Source organism: Erythrobacter litoralis (assembly GCF_029760855.1).
Lineage (GTDB): Bacteria > Pseudomonadota > Alphaproteobacteria > Sphingomonadales > Sphingomonadaceae > Qipengyuania > Qipengyuania litoralis_A.
In genome coordinates, this window is the sequence record NZ_SOSI01000001.1 from 90,453 (window position 1) to 111,019 (window position 20,567).

General features: G+C 63.8%; 17 protein-coding genes. 4 read left to right on the forward strand and 13 right to left on the reverse strand.

Annotation, left to right across the window (positions count from 1 at the left end):
• Window positions 1-39: 39 nt before the first annotated feature.
• Window positions 40-378: a P-II family nitrogen regulator gene (locus E3U23_RS00425; protein WP_279349197.1), complete on the forward strand. Its 339-nt coding sequence runs from the start codon at window positions 40-42 to the stop codon at window positions 376-378.
• A 46-nt stretch (window positions 379-424) separates the two neighbouring features.
• Window positions 425-1,834, forward strand: a complete 1,410-nt coding sequence (gene glnA, locus E3U23_RS00430) for a type I glutamate--ammonia ligase (RefSeq protein WP_279349198.1) — start codon at window positions 425-427, stop codon at window positions 1,832-1,834.
• Between the two features lie 92 nt (window positions 1,835-1,926).
• Here the strand turns inward: glnA and E3U23_RS00435 are convergent, their stop codons facing one another.
• From E3U23_RS00435 to E3U23_RS00450, 4 genes are all read right to left on the reverse strand, one after another.
• On the reverse strand, window positions 1,927-6,129 hold the full coding sequence (locus E3U23_RS00435; protein WP_279349199.1) for a translocation/assembly module TamB domain-containing protein: 4,203 nt from the start codon (window positions 6,127-6,129) through the stop codon (window positions 1,927-1,929).
• A complete protein-coding gene (locus E3U23_RS00440) occupies window positions 6,129-8,324 on the reverse strand; it encodes an autotransporter assembly complex protein TamA (protein WP_279349200.1) in 2,196 nt (731 codons plus the stop codon). Before E3U23_RS00440 ends, E3U23_RS00435 begins: the two co-directional genes overlap by 1 nt.
• The gene (locus E3U23_RS00445) at window positions 8,263-9,105 is read right to left on the reverse strand and encodes an arginyltransferase (protein ID WP_279349201.1); all 843 of its coding nucleotides are present in this window, start codon (window positions 9,103-9,105) and stop codon (window positions 8,263-8,265) included. Before E3U23_RS00445 ends, E3U23_RS00440 begins: the two co-directional genes overlap by 62 nt.
• 132 nt (window positions 9,106-9,237) lie before the next feature.
• Entirely contained in the window at window positions 9,238-10,491 is a 1,254-nt protein-coding gene (locus E3U23_RS00450; RefSeq protein ID WP_279349202.1) for a threonine ammonia-lyase, read from the reverse strand.
• Window positions 10,492-10,608: 117 nt separating this feature from the next.
• Between E3U23_RS00450 and E3U23_RS00455 the strand changes: the two genes are divergently transcribed.
• Window positions 10,609-12,264: an amidohydrolase gene (locus E3U23_RS00455; RefSeq protein ID WP_279349203.1), complete on the forward strand. Its 1,656-nt coding sequence runs from the start codon at window positions 10,609-10,611 to the stop codon at window positions 12,262-12,264.
• Here E3U23_RS00455 and tatC read toward each other — a convergent pair.
• The 9 genes from tatC to E3U23_RS00500 form a co-directional block, all read right to left on the reverse strand.
• Window positions 12,249-13,049, reverse strand: a complete 801-nt coding sequence (tatC, locus tag E3U23_RS00460; RefSeq protein ID WP_279349204.1) for a twin-arginine translocase subunit TatC — start codon at window positions 13,047-13,049, stop codon at window positions 12,249-12,251. The genes E3U23_RS00455 and tatC overlap by 16 nt on opposite strands.
• 3 nt (window positions 13,050-13,052) lie before the next feature.
• On the reverse strand, window positions 13,053-13,523 hold the full coding sequence (gene tatB / locus E3U23_RS00465) for a Sec-independent protein translocase protein TatB (RefSeq protein WP_279349205.1): 471 nt from the start codon (window positions 13,521-13,523) through the stop codon (window positions 13,053-13,055).
• Between the two features lie 27 nt (window positions 13,524-13,550).
• Window positions 13,551-13,781 carry a twin-arginine translocase TatA/TatE family subunit gene (gene tatA / locus E3U23_RS00470; protein ID WP_279349206.1) on the reverse strand — a complete coding sequence of 77 codons (231 nt, stop codon included), beginning with the start codon at window positions 13,779-13,781 and terminating at the stop codon, window positions 13,551-13,553.
• A gap of 73 nt (window positions 13,782-13,854) precedes the next feature.
• Complete coding sequence (scpB, locus tag E3U23_RS00475; protein ID WP_279349207.1) at window positions 13,855-14,433, reverse strand: SMC-Scp complex subunit ScpB; 579 nt, start codon at window positions 14,431-14,433, stop codon at window positions 13,855-13,857.
• Window positions 14,430-15,224 carry a segregation and condensation protein A gene (locus E3U23_RS00480; RefSeq protein ID WP_431732644.1) on the reverse strand — a complete coding sequence of 265 codons (795 nt, stop codon included), beginning with the start codon at window positions 15,222-15,224 and terminating at the stop codon, window positions 14,430-14,432. Before E3U23_RS00480 ends, scpB begins: the two co-directional genes overlap by 4 nt.
• Window positions 15,221-16,243 carry a beta-N-acetylhexosaminidase gene (gene nagZ / locus E3U23_RS00485; RefSeq protein WP_279349208.1) on the reverse strand — a complete coding sequence of 341 codons (1,023 nt, stop codon included), beginning with the start codon at window positions 16,241-16,243 and terminating at the stop codon, window positions 15,221-15,223. The genes E3U23_RS00480 and nagZ overlap by 4 nt, the downstream gene beginning before the upstream one ends.
• Window positions 16,244-16,316: 73 nt before the next feature.
• Complete coding sequence (locus E3U23_RS00490; protein WP_279349209.1) at window positions 16,317-17,048, reverse strand: SPOR domain-containing protein; 732 nt, start codon at window positions 17,046-17,048, stop codon at window positions 16,317-16,319.
• A gap of 2 nt (window positions 17,049-17,050) precedes the next feature.
• Complete coding sequence (gene argS, locus E3U23_RS00495; RefSeq protein ID WP_279349210.1) at window positions 17,051-18,793, reverse strand: arginine--tRNA ligase; 1,743 nt, start codon at window positions 18,791-18,793, stop codon at window positions 17,051-17,053.
• A 52-nt stretch (window positions 18,794-18,845) separates the two neighbouring features.
• Window positions 18,846-19,496, reverse strand: a complete 651-nt coding sequence (locus E3U23_RS00500; protein WP_279349211.1) for a hypothetical protein — start codon at window positions 19,494-19,496, stop codon at window positions 18,846-18,848.
• A 93-nt stretch (window positions 19,497-19,589) separates the two neighbouring features.
• On the opposite strand from E3U23_RS00500, the gene ispH reads away from it, so the two are divergent.
• Window positions 19,590-20,567 carry a 4-hydroxy-3-methylbut-2-enyl diphosphate reductase gene (ispH, locus tag E3U23_RS00505; protein ID WP_279349212.1) on the forward strand — a complete coding sequence of 326 codons (978 nt, stop codon included), beginning with the start codon at window positions 19,590-19,592 and terminating at the stop codon, window positions 20,565-20,567.

Here is a 20,567-nt window from a genome sequence, read left to right on the forward strand (position 1 = left end):
ACGGGCGCATCGGCCCTCGCTATCTCCCGGGGCAAAGACGTGAAGAAAATCGAGGCGATCATCAAGCCTTTCAAGCTCGACGAAGTGAAGGAAGCGCTGCACGAAATCGGCGTGTCCGGCATCACCGTTACGGAAGCGAAGGGGTTCGGTCGCCAGAAAGGCCATACCGAACTCTATCGCGGTGCCGAATACGTCGTCGATTTCCTGCCCAAGGTGAAACTCGAAGTGGTCGTCCCCGAAGCCCTCGCCGAACGCACCATCGAAGCGGTGGCGAATGCCGCGCAAACGGGCCGCATCGGCGACGGCAAGATTTTCGTCACCCCGATCGAAACCGCCCTGCGCATCCGCACCGGCGAACGCGACGAGGACGCTATCTAGGCGTCCGCCCCTTATTCAAACGACATCCAATCCAACGGAGTTAAAAATGGCCGAAGCGAAAGACATCATCAAACGCATCGAAGACGAAGGCATCGAATGGGTCGATCTGCGCTTCACCGATCCGAAGGGCAAATGGCAGCACCTTACCATGGTCGCCAAGATTCTCGGCGAAGACGAGTTCGAAGACGGCTTGATGTTCGACGGCTCCTCGATCGCCGGATGGAAGGTCATCAACGAAAGCGACATGATCCTGAAGCCGGACCTCGAACGGGTCTATGTCGATCCCTTCAGTGCCGAGCCGATGTTGATTGTTTTCTGCGACATCGTCGAACCCTCGACCGGCGAGTGGTACGCCCGCGATCCGCGCACGACCGCCAAACGCGCCGAGAACTATCTCAAGAATTCGGGCATTGGCGATACGATCTATGTCGGACCAGAAGCCGAATTCTTCATGTTCGACGACGTGCGCTTCGAGGACGGCTACGCGGCATCCGGCTTCGCACTCGACGATATCGAACTGCCGACCAATAGCGGCAAGGAATACGAAGCGGGCAACATGGCCCACCGCCCCCGCGCCAAGGGTGGCTACTTCCCGGTCGCTCCGGTCGACAGCGCCGTCGATATTCGCGGCGAAATGGTTTCGACCATGATCGAAATGGGACTGAACTGCGACAAGCATCACCATGAAGTCGCTGCCGCGCAGCACGAACTCGGTCTCACCTTCGGTACGCTCGTTGAAACCGCCGACAACATGCAGATTTACAAGTATGTCGTACACCAGGTCGCGCATGTGTACGGCAAGACGGCGACGTTCATGCCCAAGCCGATCAAGGACGATAACGGTTCGGGCATGCACACCCACATGTCGATCTGGGATGGCGGGAAGCCGACCTTCGCTGGCAACCAGTATGGCGGCCTCAGCGAAAACTGCCTCTATTACATCGGCGGCGTCATCAAGCATGCGAAGGCCCTCAACGCCTTCACCAACCCGACGACCAACAGCTACAAGCGGCTGGTGCCGGGCTTCGAGGCGCCCGTGCTGCTCGCCTATTCGGCGCGCAACCGTTCGGCTTCGTGCCGCATTCCGTATGGCTCGGGCGACAAGGCAAAGCGCGTCGAATTCCGCTTCCCCGATGCGATGGCGAACCCCTACCTTGCATATGCGGCACTGCTCATGGCGGGTCTCGATGGTATCCAGAACAAGATTCATCCGGGCGAAGCGATGGACAAGAACCTTTACGACCTTCCGCCTGCCGAACTGGCCGACGTGCCGACGGTTTGCGGTTCCTTGCGCGAAGCCTTGGAAGCCCTCCAAGCCGATCACGAATTCCTGCTCAAGGGCGAGGTCTTCACCAAGGACCAGATCGACGCGTATTGCGAGCTAAAATGGGAAGAGGTCCTGCGCGTGGAAACGACGCCCTGCCCCGCAGAATTCGATCTCTATTACAGCGCCTGATCGCGCGCAAAATCGAAGCACCGATGGGAGGCGTCCGGAGCAATCCGGGCGCCTCTTTCGCCTTTTAGGTTCATAACCGGCTGCGTATCTGGTCAGTAGTCGCGGCTGATCTCTGCAACTGCGCTTTCACGTCCAACGGTCGAGACGCTTGCCAGCAGGGATAGCCAGCGGGTGACACGGAACTCGACTTCGGTCGCGCTGTAGCCTCGCCCGTCGGTGATCAGCTCAACATAGATACGGCGGCCAATATTCTTGCCCAGCGCGACCGATGTTCCGCGATCCAGCACGGGATCGGCCGCGACGATCCGCAGCCGGTCGAGACCAATAGCGTCGCGCAGCTGATTGATCGGATCGAGCCCCGCCCCGCCCCTCAGGCTGGCGAGCGCCGTTCCCAATTGCAGCGCATCCGTGGCGGACAGGGAGGTGATTGATCCGCCGAACAGCAGGCGCGCGAGAATTTCCTCTTCCGGCAATACGGGTTCGGAGGAGAAGACGATCTCCGGTTCGGCCGAAGTCCCTGTCACGGTAGCGACGACGGTCAGACCCTGACGGTCGGTCTCCGCCCGGATGTCCAGCCGCGGATCGATCGCAGCGGTTTCGTCGAAGGCGATCTCGCCCCTGACCAGATCGAATTGCGTCCCGGCGAAGGTATACTCGCCCTGCACCAATTGCGCCGTGCCGCCGATACGCGGTTCGGCAGTCGTGCCGCGTAGCACTACATTGGCGCCCCATTCGCTGTCCAAGCCGAGGCCGTCCACTTCGATGCGATTGTTGGCGCGCGCATCGATAAGATACCGCCATGGCCGCGACGTCGCAGTCCCCGGCGCACGATCGGGAGGAAGGTTGATTTCACGGGTCGCGATTTGCGGCAGACGAAGATCGTCCGCCGCCGTGCCGAGCGTCCAGCTCGCCCGGTTCACCCGCACTCGCCCGGCGATCGTTCCACCGAGCCCGTTCGACACGATACGCAACGGGCCCGTCACCGTTGCGCTGAGGCCGTTGGCATTGACGAGGCGGGCATTCGTGGCCGAAGCCTTGAGATCGAGCGTTGGGCCGCGAATTTCGGTGAAGCGTCGTTCGACCCGCTCGCCCAGACCGGCGAGATCGACGATCCCCGAACCGGTGACGCGCCCGCCGCCGCTCGTCTCGCCTTGGAACCGCTCGAGCCGCAAGCGCGAGCCGGCGAACCGGCCCCGCGCGCCGACATTGCGCAGGTCGGTTCCGGACAGGGTGCTGCGAACGCGCAGATCGTCGCTCGACAGACTGCCACGCACCGCCGGGTTGGCCAGCGTCCCGCTGGCATTCGCGGCGATGGCGATCGGCCCGGTGATATCAATCGCATCGACAGCCGCGAGCCGCCACAGGCTTTCCGCCGCTCCCTGGTAGCGCAGTTGCGCGGCTAGCCTCCCCTGTCGCAGTCGCTGCGTCAAATCGCCGGTCGGCGGCAGCCCCGTGATGATCGCCTGGATGCGGCCGCGCCGGATATCGGCATTGTTCAGCACCGCACGCGCTTCCAGCCGCGTCGGCTCCAGCCTCGCAACGAGGGACAAGTCAACCGGGCGAGAAGTCAGGATCAGGCCGGAGCGGGTAAGGTCGTCTACCTTCACGCGCAAATCGGCGGTCGGCAGGGTTGTTGCCGTATCAGCATAGTCGATGACGCCGGAAATCGTGCCCCCGAGGCCGAGATCGGAGACGAGTGCATCGCTTAGGGAAAGCGGCAAGCTGGCCAGCTTCACTTGCGCACGGGTCTGGCCGTTCGAAGTCGTGCCGGTCAGCAAGGCTCCGCCTTCGCCGTACATGATTTGTGTTGGCTGAAGTCGCCAACCGTCATCGCCCACACGCTGGAGGATCGCCCGGCGCGGCATAGCGATCCGCCGCCCCGCGAAGGACCCGCGCGCAGCGACGCCGATCCGATCGGGGCGGAACTGCGCGTTCAAATTGAGCGCGAACCGGCTGCCCCGCGAGCCGGAAATGTTCGCATCGACCTGCCCGGTGCCGTTGGTCACTTCGCCGCGCGCCGCCAGACGCCCGATGAAGAGCGAGCCGTAGGATAGCCCCCGCGCATTCGCCGTGCCGGAGAATGTCGTCCGTCCTGCCGCGATCACGCCGCGCGCATCCACTTCTCCCTGCGCAATGGCGAGGCCACCGGTGCCTTCGAACCGCGCATTGCGCGCGGTGAGATCGAGGACCAGGCCTTGCCCTCCGCCGCGCGGAGCCAGTCCGATCGTTCCGTCGAGACCGCCGCCTGTCAGCGACAGCGTACCGCGTATCCCGCCATCGACGAGGCTGACGAGGCCGTCGACCTCGGTGTCCGAGACGCGCAACCGCTCGATGTCGATAAGGGTGGGGCCGCCTGCCCGCGAAGTAAGACCGAAGGCACCGTCGAACGGGCCGAGCACCGAGCTTCCGCTCGCATCGATGGCGAACCCGTCCTGCGAGGGCGCAAGGGAAAGTCGCACATCGGAAAGGCCGCTTGCCGGTTCGGCGAATACGAAGGCTGCCGTCGGCCCGTTGTCGTCGATGCCGGCCTCAACGGTGAAGGGGCCGTACTGGGACTGCCTCCCCCTACCCGCAAGGACGGTGCGGCCATCGCGTACCGTCCCGTCGAGTGTCATCGCGAGTTTTGCGGCGGTGACCCGGACATTGCCAAATTCAATAGGCCTACTTGCACCGGTCGCCAGCGAGCCGCCTACTGCGATGCTCGGCCCGGCAAGGGCGGCCAGCGTCGAATTCGTGACGCGAGCGATCCGGCCATTGAGATCGGCGCCGATGCGCCATGCTCCGGCACGTCCGAGGAACAGGTCGATCCGCGCAGTTCCATTAGCGACACCTATATTATCGAACTGCAAGCCTCGCGCCCGCACCGGGCCGGCCACGCGGTACGTTCCCGCGCCGAGATCGGCGCGCAGCGAGAGGTTCGCGCCCAGATCGCGAAATGCAAGCGCAAGATTGTCGCCGGTCAGGCGGCTTCCGGACAGGACGAGATTGCCCCTCCCCCGACCGTTTACGAGGCGGGGATCGACCCACGCATTGCCGCTCGTCACCCGCTGTACCCCAAGGTCCAGCGGAATGATCCACTGCGCCCCACCGCGCCGTGCAGTCCCCCTCTGGCGAAGGCCTGTGAAGCGAAACGTTCCGGTGCGCAGTTCCCCGACCCTCAAGTCGTGCCGGAGCGTAAGGTCGGCAAATGCGCCGTCGAGTACGGCCTCGAACCGCGTATCGGCGAGCCGAAGCCCCTCGCTCAACAGGGCGGGATTACGCACCCTTCCGGAAACACGGAAATCGCCGAACTGGTTTTCGGCAAGGTCTATCAACCCCTCGCCGGTCGCGAAGATTCCGCTTCCGCCCAATACGATAGAGCCGTCGAACGTGCGATCGTCGATCCGGACATTTGCATCCAGCGCAACATCCTCTCCAAGCGCACGCGCAGCAAGCCCGGTCAGGAAATCGGATAGGTCGACCCTTCCCAGCGCGCCGAAGCGGCCTGCCCGGTTGGACAATTGGAGGGCCGCGACCCGCTGCCCTTCGGATCGCGCAACCAGCACCCCGTTCCATTCCCGCCACGATCCCGAACCGCGAACGCGCGCCGTGTAAGGATTTTCAAGCCCTGCCAAACGCGTCAGCGGGCCTTGCCGGGCGGCCGCCAGGTCGAGTGATAGCGCGAACCGGTCGCGATCGGGCGCGGCGTCCAGCATTATGGCGAGCCGGTCCTCTTCGCCCACGATCGCGCGGCCATCTAGAAGCAATCGCCGGTCGTCGATCTGCACATTCGCCAGCAGATCGACCCGCTGCGCTACGTCACCCGCGATTCCGGGCGCGAGCATCAGATTTTCTACCTCCAGCCGGTCGACCGAAATATCGAAGCCGGGAAGGATTGGATTGTCTTCCTCGCTGGCGAGAAATTTCGGCAGGCGTGCAAGCGTCGCCCGGCGTAGGGCGAGCTTGTCGATGTCCAACCGGTTGCTAAGCCAACCGCGGGGATGCCAGTCGATCTCAATACGCGGAACCGTTGCGAACGGGCCTTGCGGATCGGAAAGCACGACATCGTGCAACACGGCCTCGCCGTAGATGTTGCCGTCGATACGACCGATGCGGACATTAAGGCCGTTAGGGAAGGTCCGCTCGGTAATGAGGTTGGCAAGAAACCGCTCCCCGAGGGGCGTATTCAGCAAGGCGACCGCCCCGATGGCCAAGAGCACCGCCGCGGCGACAAGACCCCACGCCCATTTAACGACGCGCTTGCCCCATTCGCGCCGCGGCGTGTCGTTTTGCGCCGGAAGGTCCGCGCCCTCCATCAGAAGGCCTGCCCAAGCGATACGTAAACGGCGACTGGCGAATCGGTCGGCTCGGGGTTGAGCGGTGTGCCGACATCGACACGGATCGGTCCGAAGCTGGTAAGGTACCGGATACCGACGCCGGCCCCGTATTTCACGAAACGGAAATCCGGCGTCGGTGAAATCGATACGGCGCCGGCATCAAAAAACGGGACGACCGATAGTGAATCGTCGAACAGTCCGGTCTGGATGCGCGCCTCTATCGAAGCTTCGACGAGACTGCGTCCCCCGAGCGGCTGGCCAAGCTCGTCGCGCGGGCCGACCGTCTCGTAACCATAGCCGCGAACCGAGGAACCGCCGCCTGCATAGAGCCTGCGGGAAGGCGCGATCCCGAACAGTTCCGCGCCCTGAATAGTAGCCGCGCGCAGTCGCCCCGCCAATACGATCCGGTCGCTCGCCCGGCGGTAATAGCTCGCATCACCTTGCAGCCGGACATACTGAAAACTGCGGCCCGCCGTCTGCGAGAACTCCGGCGAAACGAAGCCGGTAAGGCGATAGCCGGTGGTCGGATCGAGCAGCGAGTCCGACGTATCGACAGTTCCGCGCGCGAAGACCGAACCAATGAAATAGGTCTGCCGCGGTAGCGGAATGCCCTCGAACACCCGGTTGCGCTCGTCCGTGGCAAGGATTTCCGCGCCCAATCCCCAGCTGAAAGGTTTCTGGAACAGGAGGGTAGAAAGCTTTTCGAACGTTCCGCGCACCGCAACGGTGTTCGCGTCGTAGGCTTCGGTATCGACGGCGCGGGCATAGGTATCGAGGGTGAGGACCTTGTCCCGGCCGGTGAAGTTGTTCTTGCGAAAGGTCACCCCGCCCAACTGTTCGCGCGTGCCGAGGATGGCGCGGACGCGCAGCATCCCTTCCGGTGGGAACAGGTTGCGGTGTTCCCACGCGGCTTGGACGCGAACGCCTTCCTCCGCGCCGTAACCGATGGCGCCCGATATCGTGCGCAGTTTTGCAGGAGTCAGCCCCACATCGAGCGCAACGATGCCGGGCTCGTCCCCGTTCGGCGCTGATACTTCGCGCGGTGTGATTTCGATCGACGACACGAGACTTGTGGCCGCGATGGCGCGCCGCAGATCGAGTTCGAGACTGCGCTGGTAGATATCGCCGGGTTCGAACCGCGCGATCGAGCCGAGATGCTCGCCGGAAAGAAATTGCGGGTCGTCACTCGTAACCTCACCGAACACATATTTCCCGTTCGGCTGCACCGTGAGCGTGAGATCCCCCTCGCTACGCGCGTGATCGATCAGCAGGCGCGGTGCGGCGATTTCGGCAAAGGCATAGCCGGTTTCGCCAAGCGCCTCGTCCAGCGCGAATTGCTGTTGGACCAGAACGTCGGACTGAAGGAAGTCGCCGGACTGGATCGCGAATGTCTCGCGCAAGCTGGCATAGTCGGGTGCGCTGTCGAGATTGCCGAGATCAATCGCACCATAGCGATAGCGCGGTCCGGGAATGATATCGAACCGCACGGTCGGATCGGTCGCCGCCGATGTCTCGGTCGGGCTTTCTTCCACTCCGACAGAGCGGATGATCTCGCCGTCGTAATAGCCGTATACGCGCAGGAGATTGGCGAGCAGGTCCTCGTCGGACCGGGCGCGAGCGCCGAGCTGCGCGATGCTTTCGTCGTCGCTTTCCAGCTCCTCGATTGTCGAGAGTGCCGCGAACCGATCGACGAAATCGCCCCGCTCAGTGAAGGGCGGTTCCTTTTGCGGAAATGCGAGGACGAGATTGTCGCCGAGCCGCTCGATCTCCGCATCGGCGAAAGCGATATCGGGCGCATCGGTTTCGAGATCGGCAAATACGACCTCTTCTTCCGGTTCCAGAGGCTCGAACCCTTCGATCGCTATATCGGTCGGCCATGGGACGATCGCACCGGGAACTTCGGATATCGGCGTGTCCGGTTCCGGTTCGATGACGTCCTGATCGAGCGGAACGGCAGGCAGCGTTTCGGTCGCCCAATCCTCCGGGTTCTCGACCGCGCTGTCGGGAATGAGGTCTTCAAGGTTCGGCGTCGTTTGCCGGTCCTGCGCCGCTGCATCCGACGCAGACCCGAGAAGGATCTGAAGCCCCGCGCACAGCGCTAGGGCCGATGCCCTATTCGGCCAGCGTATAATCCAGTCGCGAGCCGTCCTTTGCGGGAAGCCTGTCCGCACCATGGCGGACGCGCGGCTTGGTCGCTTCGGCGATCCGGCGCTTCTGCTCGGCCTCGGGCATGCGCTCCCATCCGCTGCGGGTAAGCCGGTCGAGCGGACGGAAGCGGACCTTGTACTGCATCCGCTCCGAGCCATCGACCCAATAGCCCAGATACACATAGGGCAGACCGTGGGCGGCCGCACGCCGGATGTGCTCGAGAATGATAAAATTGCCAAACCCGCCACGATCCTCAATGTCCGGGTCGTAGAAGCTGTAGATCATCGACAGCCCGTCGCCCTGGATATCGGTGAGGCAAGCCCCGATTAGCCTGCCAGGTTCGCCCCCCACGCCGGGCTCCCGATATTCGACCATGTAGCTGGAAACAGGCGTGTGTTCCACCATATCCGCAAAATCGGATTCGTCCATTTCCGCCATGCCGCCGCCGGGATGCCGTGCGGCGAGATAACGGCGCAGCAAGTCGTACTGCTCATCGGTCGCCCAGGGGCGGCATTCGCTGACCTCGACGTCGCGATTGGCTTTGATCGTGCGCTTCTGGCTGCTCGACGGCTTGAATTCGTCGGCCACGACGCGGACCGAAACGCAGGCCTGGCAATCGAGGCAGGAGGGGCGATAGGCGACTGTCTGGCTGCGGCGGAACCCGATGCGGCCCAGTGCCTCGTTCAGCTCGTCCGCATTCTCGCCCCGCAATTCGGTGAAGACCTTGCGCTCGAACTTGCCCGGCAGATAGGGGCAGGCCGAAGGGCTGGTCACGAAAAAGCGGGGGAAGCGGATGGGGGCCGTCACGGTATCGCGCGTCCTTTCACGTCGGAAAAATTGCTGTTCTCTCGACGCTTATATGCCCCACCGGGCCATCCGTTAAAAGGCTCTTAACCACGAAAATTCGCGGATCGTTAAAATTCTCGCTCCGCCCGACGGTCAGTCCAGCTCGGCTAGCTCTACGTGATAGCCCTTTGCCCGCAAGGCGTCCGACAGGCGATCGATCTGCGATCCGTCACGCGCCTCGCATTCGATCTCGGTGATGAGACCCTTGGCGGGAAGGCTGGTGAAGATGCGCTGGTGATAGATCTCGATGATGTTGACGTTATGCGCATCGAATTCGCGCATCACCTTGAACAGCGCGCCGGGCCGATCCTGCAAGGTGATGCGGAGCCTCGCGAGGCGACCGGACCGGGCGAGATCGCGCAGCAAGACATTGGCGAGGAGCCGCGTATCGATGTTGCCGCCGCACAGCACCAGGCCGACGGTCTTGCCCGCGAACTTTTCCGGGTTCGACAGCACTGCCGCCAGACCCGCCGCGCCGGCCCCTTCGACCACCGTCTTTTCGATCTGCAGCAGCAGCGAAACCGAATGTTCGAGATAGGCCTCCTCGACCAGCAGGATCTCGTCGACCAATTCGCCGATGATCTGCGAGGTGAATGCGCCCGGCGCCTTTACCGCGATGCCTTCCGCCAGCGTATCGCCGCCGCAAGGTTGGGCATCGCCGGTGACGTGGGAATACATCGAGGGATATAGCCGCGCCTGCACCCCGATCATCTCGATCTTCGGGTTCAGCGCGTCCGCCACCGTCGCCATTCCGCTCATAAGCCCGCCCCCGCCGATCGGCACGACGAGGCAATCGAAATTGTCCTTTTGCTCGAGCATCTCGAGCGCGACGGTGCCTTGCCCTGCGGCGACCTTCGGATCGTCGAACGGATGGACGAAGGTCAGCCCCCGCTCGGCTTCGAGGGTGCGGGCATGGGCATAGGCTTCGTCGAACGTCTCACCATAAAGCTCGACATTACCGCCGACGCTTTCGGTTTGCATCACCTTCACGCTCGGCGTGGTCTGCGGCATCACGATCGTGACGGGAACGCCGAGCCTGCGCCCGTGATAGGACAGCCCCTGCGAATGATTGCCGGCCGACGCGGCAATCACCCCGCGGCTGCGCTGCTCTTCGCTCAATTGCAACAGGGCGTTCAGCGCGCCGCGTTCCTTGTAGGCGGCGGTAAATTGCTGGTTCTCGAATTTCAGCCAGATGTCCGCACCGGTAATTTCAGACAGGGTGATGGAGCGCATCATGGGCGTCTTGACCACCGCCCCCTCGATCCGGCGGGCGGCTTCGCGCACGTCGTCCAGCGTCAGGAGGTCGCGCGCAGTCGGCGCGGGCGTTGCGGCTTGGGCCTCGGTCATGGCCGCTGCCCTACGGAACGCCCGCGACGCGCGCAATTGCGGAAAGGGTTTCACCGCGCCAAGCTATCGCTTAGGCATCCGCGCCAAAGCATCGTTCGCAAACGGGGTCGTCATACCATGAAGCCGCTTCTCACCGCCGCCATATCCGCTCTCGCTCTCCTGACGGCGACGCCCGCACTCGCGGATACGCTGGTCGACAACGTGCAGGGCATCACCGTAGGCGAAAACGGCGAAATCGAGCGGTTCGAAGCGCTGGTGATCGATGACGATGGCAAGATCGCGCGTGTGCTCGAACGCGGCGAGGAACGGCCACGCACCGATTATCGCGAAGATGGCGAAGGCCGCATCATGCTGCCCGGTCTAATTGACGCGCATGTCCACGTCATGGGGCTCGGCCTCGCAGCGCTGACCCTCGACCTCTCGGACACCAATTCGCTGGACGAAGCGCTCGCGAAAATCCGTAGCTTCGCGGTAGAGAACGACAGCCGCCCCTGGATTCTCGGACGCGGATGGAACCAGGAAAAGTGGGGCCTCGGCCGCTTTCCGACTGCAGCGGAACTGGATAGCGCGGTGGGCGACCGGCCTGTCTATCTTCAACGGGTCGACGGTCATGCCGGGTGGGCGAACACGCTCGCTCTCCAAGCCGCCGGTATTACCGCACAGACCAAATCGCCGGCCGGCGGGCGGGTCGAGCGGCTGCCGGGATCGCAGGAGCCTTCGGGCATATTCGTCGATGCTGCAGAGGCGCTGATGCAGGACGCGATCCCCGCGCCCCGCCCGGCCGAACGCGACCTCGCACTGCGAGAAGCGCAGAACCGGCTGCACAGTTTCGGCATTACGGCCGTCGCGGATATGGGCACGACGATCGAGGACTGGCAGGCCTTTCGCCGCGCGGGCGATAACGGCACGTTGAACGTGCGGATCATGTCCTATGCCGCCGGCCCCGAACAGATGGTGCTGATCGGAGGATCGGGCCCGACGCCATGGCTCTATGACGACAAGCTGCGGATGAACGGGGTGAAACTCTATCTCGATGGCGCGCTGGGCAGCCGGGGCGCGTGGCTCAAGCAACCCTATGCCGACGATCCCAAGAACACCGGCCTCCCCCTGCTCGCCCCCGCCCAGTTCCGCAATATTCTCGTACGTGCGGCACAAGGCGGATTCCAGCCCGCCATCCACGCCATCGGAGACCGGGCCAATGCCGAGGCGCTGAATGCCGTTGGCGAGATTGCCGAGAGCTTTCCGCAGGATTTGCGCTGGCGCATCGAACACGCGCAGATCGTGGACCCGGCCGATATCCCCAAATTCGGCGAGCACGGCATCATCGCGAGCATGCAGCCGACCCACCAGACGTCCGACCGGACCATGGCCGAAGCGCGGCTCGACCCGACCCGCCTCGCCGGGGCCTATGCGTGGAACTCGATTCATGAAGCGGGCGCGAAGCTTGCCTTCGGGTCCGACGCGCCTGTCGAAACCCCCGACGTCTTCGCCGGCTTCGCCGCAGCGATCAGCCGCACCGATGCGAACGGCCAACCGTTCGGCGGATGGTTACCACAGGAACGCGTAAGCCGCGAGGAAGCCTTTGCCGCTTTCACTGCCGACGCCGCCTATGCCGGGTTCGCCGAGGGCCGGTTCGGACGGCTCGCCGAAGGCGAACGAGCCGATTTCGTGCTGGTCGACCGCGACCCGCTGCTCGCCACGCCGGAAGAGATCCGTGCGACCAAGGTGCTGCAGACATGGGTCGGCGGGCAGAAGGTTTACGAAGCGGACTGATCCGCTTCCGGTTTCTCGGCCGGGGTTTTTGCATCGCGGCTGTCGAAAAACCGCATCAGCAGCAAAGAGCCTTCGAACAACAGCAAAAGCGGCACGGCCAGCAGCAGTTGCGAGCCGGGATCGGGCGGCGTGATGATTGCCGCTACCGCCACCACGCCGACGATGACGTAGCGCCGCGCACCCGAAAGCTGTGCGCGCGTTACGATTCCGGCACGGTGTAGCAGCAACAGCAGGACCGGCAGCAGGAAGCTCATTCCGAACGCCAGGATAAACTGCATGACCAGACCGAGATATTCGTTCGCTGTCGGCAGGGCCTGAATCGCAAGCCCGCCAGCCTGTCCCTCGAACCCGAGAAACCAGCGAAAGGCCGTTGGCATGACGACGTAATAGGCGAGCGACGCGCCCATCAGGAACAGTACCGGCGTGGCGACGATGAATGGCAGGAACGCCTTCTTTTCGCGCGCATAGAGGCCCGGCGCGATGAACGCCCACAGCTGGTTGGCGATGATCGGGAAGCTCAGGCAGAAGCCGGCGAACAGTGCCACCTTCAGCTCGACGAAGAACACTTCGTAAAGCTTGGTGAAGATGAGCTGCCCTTCTCCGTCCGGGAATGCGCCTTTCAGGGGCTGGACGAGGAAGCCGAGGATCGGGTCGGCGAAATAGAGGCAGATGCCGAAGGCCACCACCAACGCCGCGACGCAGCGCACCAGCCGCGTACGCAATTCGATCAGGTGATCGAGCAGCGGCGCCTGACTTTCATCGATGTCTTTCAGATTGAACGCCACGCTTCACTCACCCTTCTTCGGCGGGGCGGGCGGCGTGTCGAGCGGTAAGCCGGGTTCGTCCTCGACTGCCGGAGACCCGCCGTGCTCGGGCGCTTTTTGCGGCGCGGCGCGGGCGATAGCGGCTTCGGCGGCGGCATCCGCGTCCGGCGCCTTACCCGATGCGGCAAGCGGCTCCATGTCCTCGCCGAGCAATTGTTCGGGCGTGACCGGCGCGGCGCCGCCTTCCTCGTCCGACCCTTTCGGATATTTCGCCATGATCTCGGCGTTCCGGTCGGCCCACTTCTTTTCCATGTCCTCCATTTCCGCTTGGCGGACCATCTCGTCGACCCCGGCACGGAAGTGATTGGACATGCGGCGCATCTTGCCGATCCAGCGTCCGGCAGCACGCATGGCAGCCGGCATGTCCTTCGGGCCGATCACCAGGATCGCCACGACGACGATCACCAGCAATTCGCTGGCGCCGATATCGAACATGCCGTGCCTTTCGCCCGCTTCAGCGGATCACTTGGTTTGCGTAGGCGTCTTGACCTGATCTTCCTTCAGGTTCTCGTCCGCCGGCTTCGCCTCGTGCTGAATCTGTTTGGCGGGCTTCTCCTCGTCCTCGTTCATGCCCTGCTTGAAGCTTTTGATGCCCTTGCCGAAATCACCCATCATTTCGGAAATGCGCCCCCGTCCGAACAGAACGAGAATGAGGACGGCGATGATGACGAGCTGCCAGGGACCGAGGGACATGGGACGTAACCTTTATGCGAATTGCTTGCGCGCGATATAGACGGTCGGGATGAATGATGCCAGTCGCGCCGGTTCATTCGTCTTCGCTTTCCTCCTCCGGACCGATCAGCGCATCGTACGCGTCGTCTACCGGATCGAGCAGGCCGGTCGCGCGCAGTTCGGCGATGCCGGGCAGGTCGCGGCGGCTTTCGAGGCCGAAATGAGCGAGAAAATCAGGCGTCGTCGCGTAGATCGTCGGGCGGCCGGGCACTTCACGGCGGCCGGCGATCTTCACCCAACCCGCTTCCATCAGCACGTCGAGCGTCCCGCCACTGGTCTGTACGCCGCGGATCGATTCGATTTCCGCGCGGCTGACCGGTTCATGATAGGCGATGATGGCGAGCACTTCGGTGGCCGCGCGGCTTAGGCGGCGAAGCTGCTCCTTCTCCTTTCGCAGGATATGCGCGAGGTCCGGCGCGGTCTCGAAATGCCAGCGCTTCCCCCGCTCGACCAGATGGATGCCGCGATCTTCGTAATGCGCGGCCAGTTCGCGCAACGCCGTGCGGATGTCGGCCACCTCCGCATCGCCGAGCAGGCTCGAAAGCGCTTCGGGCGACATTGGCTCTTCGGCTGCGAACAGCGCCGCCTCCACCGCGCGCGCCAGGTCGGTCATGCGATACGTCGCAGCCGCACGGGTCCGAACACCTCATCCTGCGCCAGTTCCGCCTTGCCCCGCCGCGCCAGTTCGAGCGCCGCGACGAAACTGGAGGCGAGCGCCGACTTGCGCAGGCGCGGTTCGGCATGGGGAGGGAGAAAATCGCGCAATTCGATCCATTCCAGCGTCACGCCGAGCATGGCGGACACCCGATCGAGCGCCGATTCCAAAGTCATTACCGGCCGTTCGCGCACCATGTGGATCGCAGGCGCGGTGCGCGCCTTCACCCGGCCATAGGCTTCGATCAGCGCATACTGGTCGCACTGCCACCGGGTCTTACGGGCGATCTCCAGCCCTTCCGGCGCACCCCGCAAAAACACGTCACGCCCGATCCGGTCGCCGCCCATCAGCCGGGCGGCCGCATCGCGCATCGCACCGAGCCTTTGCAAACGCAATTGCAGCTTCAGCGCCAGTTCTTCGGGCGAGGGGTCTTCCTGCTCCTCCTTTGGTAGCAGCATCGCCGATTTGAGGTAGGCCAACCACGCCGCCATCACGAGGTAATCCGCCGCCAGTTCGAGCTTCAGCGCTTCGGCCTCGTCGATATAATCGAGATATTGCTCAACCAAGGCGAGGATCGAAATCTCGCGAAGATCGACCTTCTGCCGCCGCGCGAGATCGAGCAGCAGATCGAGCGGCCCCTCCCATCCATCAAGCTCGAGATAGAGCGCATCCTCGTCGCGCGCGTCACCCGCGATGCCGGCCCATTCGTCGGCAGCGGGCGAGTCGGCGAAGAGGGTGTTTTGGTTCACCCCGCCCGTTCCGGTTCGACCGCCAACAGGGCGTCGCGTTTTGCCAGCAGATCTTCGGTCGGCATGCCGTCCGCCGGTTCGCCCATCGCCTCGTGCACGCGATCGAGCCGTTCGAGCGCTTTCGCGGTCATGTCGGGGCAACGTTCGACGATGTCGCGCATCTCTTCCAGCTTGGCCCAGCAATTCAGGACGACGTCGCATCCCGCAGCCAGCGCGCGTTCGGAACGTTCGGGTATGGAGCCATTCAGCGCCTGCATGTCGATATCGTCGGTCAGCAACAATCCGTCGAAGCCGATCTCGCCGCGGATCACATCGTAGATGATTCTGGACGACAGGGTCGCGGGAGTGTCGGGATCCCATGCCTCGAACACGATATGCGCGCTCATGCCGAGCGGATGGGCCGATAAGGTACGGAACGGGGCAATGTCGCTTTCCAGTTCCTCCGCGTCCGCCGTGACGGTCGGCAGGTCGTAGTGGGTGTCCGATGTCGCGCGGCCGTGGCCGGGCATATGCTTGAGACAGCCAACCACGCCTGCTTCGCCAAGGCCATGCAACACCGCGCGGCCGAGAGCCGCCACCTGCATCGGCTCGCTGCCTAGTGCCCGGTCGCCGATGGCATCCACCGTTTCCGGCCGGCGAACGTCGAACGGGGCGTGGAAGTTCACCGATATGCCGCAATCCGCCAGTTCCCGGCCCATGGCCACGGCATTGACGCGTGCCGCCTCGATCGCGGTCGCAGGCGCGACGTCGTAAAGGTTCGCGAATACCTCGCCGGCGGGATACTTACGCCATTCGGGCGGCTTCATCCGGGCGACGCGGCCGCCTTCCTGGTCGATCGAGATTATCAGCTGGTCGCGCCCATGGATGGTCCGAAGATCATCGGTCAACGCGCGAAGCTGATCACGGGTCTCGCAATTGCGACCGAACAGGATGTATCCCGCTGGGTCGCTATCCTTGAAGAATGCGCGCTCGTCATCCGACAGGCGGGGACCGGCGATGCCGAAAATTGCAGGCGTCATAGGTCGCGGATTTGCAGGTTTGCCGCGCGCTGGCAAGCGAGCCGCTGCCCGGCGATGTGGACGGGCCTTCCGGCTATTTCACGAAACAGGCAAGCCCGTCGGACTTGAGCGCATCGCACAGGCGCTGGGCCGAGGCACGGTCGCCCGGCAGGGCTTGAAGGCGGTAGACGCGGCCGATATCGACCCGCGCTTCTACCACACGGTGCCGCACCCCGGACAGCGCCTCGGTCTGCCGCGTCAGGCGCTGCCACGCCTCTTCCGCCACATCCCGGCGCGGAAAAGCGCCGACCTGAACCGCCGTGCCGGCAGGAATGGCTTCCACGCTCGGCGTGGGCGTGGGCGACGGTTTCGCAGCCGGCGTAGGTTCGTCGCTGATTGTCGAGGCGATCGAAGGGGCGGGAGCAGCCGTGGGTGTCGGCACCGGGGTAGGCGTGCGTTCCGCCAGGCGACCCTCGCGCGTTTGCCCCTCACCCACCGCGAAGCTGGTATCGCCCGTGCCTTCGAAGGTCTTGCCGCCCGCATCGTCGGGGCGGACCTTGTAAGGCTCTGCCGGGGCGGCAATGATGCTGCCGTCCGCCGGCGGTTCGCCCGCATTGCGACCGAACAGCCACCAGATGCCGCCAATAAGGATGGCCAGCGCCGCCAGGGCGATCAGGCCTAAGACGATCAGCCTGCCGGTCGGCAAACCCGGTTCGTAATCGAGATCGTCGTCCGATTCGAGCCAAGGCAAACGCTCCTCGCCGAGCAGGTCTCCGTCGCCGCGGGCGTCCCACGTCGCATCGTCGGCATAGGGGCTGCGTGCCATCGTTACATCTCCTCCACTGCTTCGACACCCAGGATGCCGAGCCCGTTGCGGATCACCTGCGCGACTTGCGCCGCTACGAACAGGCGCGCCGAGGTAAGGTCGGCATCGCCATCCTGAATGATCCGTTTTGCCGGATCGTCGTTACCCGCATTCCAGAAACTGTGGAAGGCAGCGGCAAGATCGCCAAGGAAGAACGCGATGCGGTGCGGTTCGCGTGCCTTCGCGGCACCTTCGACCACGCGCGGAAATTGCGCCGCTTCCCGCACCAGCGCAAGTTCGTCAGCCCCGAGCCGATCGAGATGCTCGGCGGAGGGCGCGACGTCGCCCGCCTTCCGCATCGTCGAACAGATGCGGGCATGGGCGTATTGCAGGTAGAAAACCGGATTGTCGCGGCTCGCCTCGACCACCTTGGCGAAGTCAAATTCCATGTGCGCTTCGGGCTTGCGAGTCAGCATGGTGAAGCGAACCACGTCCTTGCCCACTTCCTCCACAACCTCGGCCAGCGTAACGAAAGTGCCGGAGCGCTTGGACATCTTCACCGGCTCGCCGTCGCGCAGCAAGTTGACCATCTGCACCAGCTTGACGTCGAACGGGATCGCCGCGCCCTGCCCTTCCGACAATGCGGCGACGGCGGCCTTGATCCGCTTGACCGTGCCGGCATGGTCCGCGCCCCAGATATCGATCAACGCATCGGCCTTCTCCGCCTTCTGCATATGATAGGCGAGATCGGCGCCAAAATAGGTCCATGCTCCGTTCGACTTCTTGATCGGACGATCCTGATCGTCGCCGAACTGTGTGGAGCGGAACAGAGGTAGTTCGACCGGCTCCCAGTCTTCCGGCGGCGCCTTGCCCTTGGGTGCTTCCAGCACCCCGTCATAGACGAAGCCGTGCTGGCGCAGCCATTTCTCGGCTTCTTCCGGCTTTCCGGCAGCCTGCAATTCCGCTTCGGAGGCGAACACGTCGTGCTCGATCCCGAGTAATGCGAGATCAGTGCGGATCATGTCCATCATCGCGGCGACGGCGCGTTTGCGGAACAAGGGCAACCATTCGCTCTCGGGCGCGGCGGCGTAACGGTCACCATATTCCTGGGCCAAATACCTGCCGACCGGCACGAGGTATTCGCCGGGATAGAGGCCTTCGGCCAAGTCGCCAACATCTTCGCCAAGCGCTTCGCGATAGCGATGATGTACGGAACGCGCGAGGACATCGACCTGCCCGCCAGCATCGTTGACGTAGTATTCGCGCACGACCTCGTGCCCGACGAACTCGAGCAGTCCCGCCAGCGCGTCGCCGACCACCGCGCCGCGGCAATGGCCCATATGCATCGGCCCGGTCGGGTTGGCGGAAACGTATTCGATATTGACGGTCGTGCCCACACCCATCTGCGAGCGACCGTATTCCATTCCCAATGAAGCTATCGCATCGAGTTCGCGCAGCCATGCTTCGTCGGCCAGGCGAAGATTGATGAAGCCCGGGCCCGCAATACCGGCTTCGACGATGTCGGGCTCGCGCTTTAGGTGTTCGACGATCTTTTCCGCGAGACTTCGCGGATTGGTCTTCGCCTGCTTCGCCAAAACCATCGCAGCGTTCGTTGCCAGATCGCCATGCGACGGATCACGCGGCGGCTCGACCGTCACGCCGGAACGGTTGGTGTCCTTCGGCAGGTCGCCTTCCATCTCGAGCGCATTGAGAACGGCATCGATCTTGGCGGCGAAGCCTGCGTGCAATGTCTGTGTATCGGCCATCGCGGCGCGCCTAGACGAATGGCGCGAAATCGCAAGATGGCGTTAACCGAGGTCAGCGCGTCGCGTTGTAGCGCAACTGGTCCTCGGTAAGCTGGAAACCGACCAGCAATTCGAAGGTAGCCCGGTTGATCGCGGCGCGCACTTCCGGATCGGCCAACGGATCGAGCGCGGCATCGGGATCGCCCGGATCGCGCTTGCGGGTAATCTGCTGGCGAATTTCCTGCGGCAGCGTCGCATCCGCGCGGTTCACGAACGCACCGGCCTTGCCGCTCGCCTGCGCGCGCTCCTGCCCGTCGGCAAAATTCACCGTGACCGTGCCGACCCGCTTGGTAACCACCGAACCGCCGCCGCGCAGCACGGTCGAGAAGAACGGCAATTCCACGGTCCGCGCACCGCTGGTGTTCGCCCGACGGGCGAGGACGTCGAACGTCGCTTCGGAATAGACCCGTTCGCCGCTTTCGTTGCAGGTGGAACGCAGATTGGTGATTGCCGCGGTCATGTCGAAATCGGCCAGGGTCTTCGATGTGGGCGAAGTGAACAGCGTAATGTCGCCGGTATAGTCCGGAATGCCGACGGCCGGGCACGCCGTGCGTACCGCCGTGATGCCGACGCCCTGGTTCACCACCAGTTCGCCTTCCCTGCTGCATCCAGCCAGCGCGAGACCAATTCCCAAGGTCGTCAGGAGGCGAAAGCGCATGGTCATGTCGGCGGCTATCCTTGAAAGTTCGTATGCGTGGCCCTGGCAAGGGCGCGCGTGCCCTAGCTTGGCGCGCCGCAAAGCGCTAGGGGGGCATGCATGAACGCCCCCTTTCCCGCTCAAGACGCCGCCGCCAAACCGCTCCTTCCGCTTGAAGTGCTGATTGCCGCCCCTCGCGGCTTCTGCGCCGGGGTCGATCGGGCAATCGAAATCGTGGAGCGCGCACTCGAGAAATACGGCGCACCGGTCTATGTCCGGCATGAAATTGTCCACAATAAGTTCGTCGTGGACAGCCTGAAGCAGAAGGGGGCGATCTTCGTCGAGGAACTAGACGAAGTTCCCGAAGATGCGCCCGTCGTATTCAGCGCGCACGGGGTGCCGAAGACGGTTCCGGCAGAGGCCGAACGGCGGAACATGGTCTATGTCGATGCGACATGCCCGCTGGTCAGCAAGGTCCACCGGCAGGCGGAACGGCAGATCGAGAAGGGTCAGCATATCCTGTTCATCGGTCATGCCGGCCATCCCGAAGTGATCGGTACGATGGGCCAGGTGCCGGAAGGCCGGATCACACTGGTCGAGACCTTGGATGACGTCGCCGAACTGCCCTTCACTAAGGAAGACGACCTTTCCTATCTCTCGCAGACCACGCTCTCGGTGGACGACACCCGCGCCATCGTGGAGGCGCTGGAGACGCGCTATCCGCAGATCGTCGGCCCGAAGGCGGAAGATATCTGCTATGCCACCAGCAACCGGCAGGCAGCGGTCAAACAGATCGCCGGCGGTGCGGACTTCCTGCTGGTCATCGGTGCGCCCAATTCGTCGAACTCCCTGCGCCTCGTCGAAGTGGCGGAACGGCTGGGGACGGAAGCTCGACTTATTCAGCGCGCCAGCGAGATCGATCCGGCATGGCTGGAAGGTGTTGGGACGCTCGGTCTGACTGCCGGAGCTTCGGCCCCGGAAATGCTGGTTCGCGAGGTCGTCGCCAAGCTGGGCGAATGGCGCGACGTGCGCGAGCGGACGATTACCGCCGCCGAAGAGAAAATGGTCTTCAAGCTGCCGCGCGAACTCGCCGACTAG

Coding starts and splice junctions, on each gene's coding strand:
- glnA (WP_279349198.1), top strand. CDS start 425: ATGGCCGAAGCGAAAGACATCATCAAACGCATCGAAGACGAAGGCATC.
- E3U23_RS00435 (WP_279349199.1), bottom strand. CDS start 6,129: ATGGAGGGCGCGGACCTTCCGGCGCAAAACGACACGCCGCGGCGCGAA.
- E3U23_RS00440 (WP_279349200.1), bottom strand. CDS start 8,324: ATGGTGCGGACAGGCTTCCCGCAAAGGACGGCTCGCGACTGGATTATA.
- E3U23_RS00450 (WP_279349202.1), bottom strand. CDS start 10,491: ATGACCGAGGCCCAAGCCGCAACGCCCGCGCCGACTGCGCGCGACCTC.
- E3U23_RS00455 (WP_279349203.1), top strand. CDS start 10,609: ATGAAGCCGCTTCTCACCGCCGCCATATCCGCTCTCGCTCTCCTGACG.
- tatB (WP_279349205.1), bottom strand. CDS start 13,523: ATGTTCGATATCGGCGCCAGCGAATTGCTGGTGATCGTCGTCGTGGCG.
- tatA (WP_279349206.1), bottom strand. CDS start 13,781: ATGTCCCTCGGTCCCTGGCAGCTCGTCATCATCGCCGTCCTCATTCTC.
- scpB (WP_279349207.1), bottom strand. CDS start 14,433: ATGACCGACCTGGCGCGCGCGGTGGAGGCGGCGCTGTTCGCAGCCGAA.
- nagZ (WP_279349208.1), bottom strand. CDS start 16,243: ATGACGCCTGCAATTTTCGGCATCGCCGGTCCCCGCCTGTCGGATGAC.
- E3U23_RS00490 (WP_279349209.1), bottom strand. CDS start 17,048: ATGGCACGCAGCCCCTATGCCGACGATGCGACGTGGGACGCCCGCGGC.
- argS (WP_279349210.1), bottom strand. CDS start 18,793: ATGGCCGATACACAGACATTGCACGCAGGCTTCGCCGCCAAGATCGAT.
- E3U23_RS00500 (WP_279349211.1), bottom strand. CDS start 19,496: ATGACCATGCGCTTTCGCCTCCTGACGACCTTGGGAATTGGTCTCGCG.
- ispH (WP_279349212.1), top strand. CDS start 19,590: ATGAACGCCCCCTTTCCCGCTCAAGACGCCGCCGCCAAACCGCTCCTT.